Source organism: Hymenobacter terrestris (assembly GCF_013377905.1).
GTDB classification, from domain to species: domain Bacteria; phylum Bacteroidota; class Bacteroidia; order Cytophagales; family Hymenobacteraceae; genus Hymenobacter; species Hymenobacter terrestris.
Map to the genome: position 1 here is coordinate 1 of NZ_JABKAV010000121.1, position 4,026 is coordinate 4,026.

Sequence of the window (4,026 nt, forward strand, 5' to 3'; positions counted from 1 at the left end):
TAGAATAACGAGCCTAATTATAGAATTTGCCTGTTCTTTATGGGTAACTCATTTCCTCACGGCTCCTTCGTTCCTTCTACGCTTGCCCATTCTCTATCAAACCCGCTTAAGTCCGTTGTACCTCGGCTATTATGCCGCGGCTGCGGCCTTTTTTAGTACATGGGCGTGCTTACTGTTTTATGCGGGGTGGGTGGTCCCCGCCCGGACGCATGAACGCGGCGTGCTGTTGGTGGCACTGGCGGTGGCGTTGCTGGCGTTGTTTGCCTATATGGCGGCCATCAGCGCGGCCAAGGCGCTGGCGGCTCCGTATTTGGTGCTCACCAATGAGGCCGTCATCCTCCACCGCCCCTTGCAGGGCCAGCAGCGCCGCGTCGCGCTGACGGACTTCACCCGCTTGAGCGAAGCACGCTATGCCATTACGTCCTCGTACCGCGGCCTGCGGGTAACCATCTTCGAAGGCCAAGAAACCACGCTGCACGGGTCCGATGGGCTAGCCCTGTCCTTCAATTCGTTTGAAATTGCCGGGTACGACCCGTTCCTAGCACATCTGCACCAGGCATGGCAACCGAAGCGCGGCACACGTCCCGGCCTGGGGGTTCAATCCGGGGAGCAACACTGGAAAACCTATGGCTGGATAGCCTTCATGCTGTTGTTTGCTTTCGGGTTGTTGTACATCCTGTTCATGAAATAAGCGCGAATGAGCGCCTGTTTACCCCATTAGGATTCGGTTCAGCCAAACGGTCTGACTAGTAAAAGGCTTTAGCTTTTTAGTAGAAAACTAAAGAACTCCCTCAGTTGCTGGCGCCAAGGCACGCGGCTCTCAAACACGGGGTCGGGAACCGGCGCAACCCGGTCAGCATTTTTGTAGTTCTGCTGCCAGTGCGGAATAGTTGCACAGATCCGCTCGGCAAACTCTTTGGTGAGGGAATTGATGGTGCCCGGGTAAAAGTGCGGCTTTGGGGAGAAATGCTCTTTTAGCTTGGCAATGACCGCGGGGTTGTAGCACACCTGGGGCCGCAGGCTTTCAACGAGCCGAACGTCGAGGGTCAGGGTGATGAACCGTTTAGATTTGCGGTGCATGCCCACGACGATAATACTCTGACACATGCCCGCGTACCAGTTGATAATATACACTTTAGCTCCTGGGGCAAAATGCTTGGTACCGAAGCGAATTTCAGCTCCTCCGGGCCCATAAGACCGCTCCCGAACAATGTTGCCCACTGCCGTCCAGTAGGACTCAGATACTCCGGTAGCATCTGTGGTACTTGAGGAATCCATAGCATCCTGAATTTAAAATAACGGTCGAAACAGGACGATTAGGTCATTAAGCCTTTTCGCCGCAACTGATCTTCAATGTCGAGTGCCGACTCGATGCACCAGGCCAGTAGGCCCTCGAAGTCGGTCCCGGACGTCTCGACAAAGGGCCCACGCTCCCACGTCAACCGCATCGTATACACGCTATTCGAGACTTCTTCGTACGTTAGCTTCCACCCGTCTGGTATATCACGCGTGTTTTCCATCGCGACAAGATACGAGCCTAGTAAAAGGGTCCGACTAGCAAAACGAGCGTTCTTTTACGGCCTTTCCCTTCGACCGGGGTCACCTAGCAACCGAGTAATGCTGCATTTGAAAAGAACCCTTCTCACCGTCAGTGTCGCTGCCATTGCTTTCCTCTTGCAAGGTCTTTTTGTGGGGACTTCCTATCACATTCTTTACTGTAAGGGCTGGGCTGATTTTTCGCCTTACCTGCGGTCGACGTGTTGGACCTTGGTGCCGGAGTACCTCGTGCTAGCGTTGGGGCTGTTTGGGGCGCTCAAATGGGGGCTCAATAGCTCCACCAAAGTCGCAAGTGCTTACATGGGGGCCTTTACAGTAGGATGGCTGCTCTCGTTTCTGGGCTTTGCATACAATTATTACCAGGCCAACGGCTGTTAGACGCGTCAGCCTGTTCACTTGAACGGTCCGAAGCTAAACGCGGCCCGTTCAGTTGAAAGAGCGTTATTTTGACGCTTTCACTTCCTGCCCGTCGCAACCACATGGTCAGAATCCGAGCCACCATTCGCCTCTATGAGGGCGCGGGGTATCGCCAATCCCCTTTTTACTCCGGTTACCGCCCGTTGTTCGACTTCATCCCGGAAATGAAAACGTCGGGGCACATTAGCTTGATTGACCGGCAGGCGTGTGCGCCTGGGGAGGAAGCGCGCGTGGACGTGACCTTCCTTAGCGGTGCCTGGCTGGGCCAGTTGTGCGTAGGCACGCGCTTTACCTTCGGTGAGGGCCGGGGGCCATTGGGCGAAGGAGAGGTGACAGAACTGTTAGAGCTCGATTCGGCGTCGACGCCCGCCGGGATAAGGAAGGTTTAGCCAAAGGGTCCGAAGGTAAACGAGCTAACCGCCAGTAGCTGCCACTAACGAACGTGGCTGAGCGACTAGGAACACTCCCCGGCACCCTAGAGGCGATGCTCAACCGGTACCAGCCCGTCACGCCCGCGCTGTCTCCGCATCTGGCGCCACTATTTCCTGCCAACACGCTGCTGGCTAATCGTGGTGGAACGCCACGACGCCCAACTGACAGGTCCCACGGCCCTAGCGGCCAGCAGGCCCCGCATTTATTAACCCCAGCAGCCGCTGGCGCGTCTGTTCCCCAACATGAATGCTGATGGCGTACAAATCCACTTCGCCGGCCACGTACTGGTCGTAAAGGGCTAACAATTCGGCTTTGGCATGCCGCTCTTCTTCGAGGGTGATGGCCATCGCGCGGTCCGCAATCTCTTGGCGCTGGTGGTGGGTTTGTTCGGCGGGACCAAAATTCAAAGGAGCTTGCACGGGGTTGCGGCTAAATAAACACGGCGAATCATTGCTAGCAAAGCCCAGAACGGGGCCGCTTGTTTTGAGCTTGGTTAAAGACAGGACCCCGTAGCACAGAAAACAGGCCTCAGACCGGCAACACATTATGCCGGACGCGTTTCGGAGGGAAGCCTCAACCTGCCCTTATTGCGGGAAGTGACTGGAAATGATGCATATGTTCACAAAAACGGTCGTGCGCTAAACGCGCTCAGTTCAAAATAAGGAGCGTGGCTGTTGCAGAACTATCACACTCGTTCGACGAGTGCTCACAACTAGTACGGTTAGCTGCAAAAAGCTGCTTTATCGCCAGTTTGAGGCCTGGCTTGGCCGCCAGAGGTCTCACGCGAGACCTCGAGTGAAGTTCTGCAACAGCCACGAGCGTTTGATTATTACTTATATTGAAGCTGTTTAGGAAGTAGGTTCGCCGATGTAGAGACGCATAGTTGTTTCTCGTCGTTGAACGAAAATTGCTGGTATCACTCAACGACAAGACGAAACTATGCGTCTCTACGCCGTTTTGGCGACTTTCTTAATAGCTTTTTAGTAATCGATTTCACAGAAACGGCCGTCGCCAACAACATACTTATGTCGTTAAAACAAGTTTTATGGTGCGGGTTATTTATCGTGGCGAGCTGCAAGAAGGCAGCCGTCGACCCCAAGCCGCTCACCCCTGAGCAACTGCTGGTCGGAACCTGGCAGACACAGCGATACGTGAGAACAGAAACGGCCTCCGACGGGCGCATTGTCCGCCAGGACAGCACCCTCTATTCCGCTCAGAATCCAGGGTCTTCCGTGTTTTTCAACGCCGACGGGACCCTTCAATCGCCCAGCCCCTCCATTGTGGCGACCTATCGGTTTGACCCGCCATTCCTTACCTACTTCTACAACAGCCAGCCGATTGGGGCCACCACTACGAACAAGGTGTTACAGCTTACCGCCCAAAAGCTGGTAATAGAAGCCAAAACACCAACCACTACTTCGACCATCACGGAAACCCGCTCCTATAACCGATGAGTCTTGGCAATCAACACCTTCCGGTCACGCCGGTACAGCACAAAGAACTGCAGGGTGGCCACTTCTTTCAAGCGCGGAAACTCAACCACCCAGGCTTCTTGCTCGAACACGCGGGGGGGGGGGCGAAGCACCGAATTGAGAAAGGCGCTCCGCATACGTAAACGGG

General features: G+C 55.0%; 5 protein-coding genes. 3 read left to right on the forward strand and 2 right to left on the reverse strand.

Features of this window, described 5'->3' with window-relative positions:
* Positions 1–82 precede the first annotated feature (82 nt).
* Complete coding sequence (locus HW556_RS18050; protein ID WP_176901515.1) at positions 83–691, forward strand: hypothetical protein; 609 nt, start codon at positions 83–85, stop codon at positions 689–691.
* A gap of 68 nt (positions 692–759) precedes the next feature.
* Here the strand turns inward: HW556_RS18050 and HW556_RS18055 are convergent, their stop codons facing one another.
* On the reverse strand, positions 760–1,221 hold the full coding sequence (locus HW556_RS18055) for a hypothetical protein (RefSeq protein ID WP_176901516.1): 462 nt from the start codon (positions 1,219–1,221) through the stop codon (positions 760–762).
* 396 nt (positions 1,222–1,617) lie between these two features.
* Between HW556_RS18055 and HW556_RS18060 the strand changes: the two genes are divergently transcribed.
* Positions 1,618–1,935 carry a hypothetical protein gene (locus HW556_RS18060; protein WP_176901517.1) on the forward strand — a complete coding sequence of 106 codons (318 nt, stop codon included), beginning with the start codon at positions 1,618–1,620 and terminating at the stop codon, positions 1,933–1,935.
* Positions 1,936–2,585: 650 nt separating this feature from the next.
* On the opposite strand, the gene HW556_RS18065 is transcribed toward HW556_RS18060, so the two are convergent.
* Positions 2,586–2,825 carry a hypothetical protein gene (locus HW556_RS18065; protein WP_126546997.1) on the reverse strand — a complete coding sequence of 80 codons (240 nt, stop codon included), beginning with the start codon at positions 2,823–2,825 and terminating at the stop codon, positions 2,586–2,588.
* Positions 2,826–3,431: 606 nt separating this feature from the next.
* Between HW556_RS18065 and HW556_RS18070 the strand changes: the two genes are divergently transcribed.
* Entirely contained in the window at positions 3,432–3,860 is a 429-nt protein-coding gene (locus HW556_RS18070) for a hypothetical protein (RefSeq protein WP_176901518.1), read from the forward strand.
* Positions 3,861–4,026: the final 166 nt, after the last annotated feature.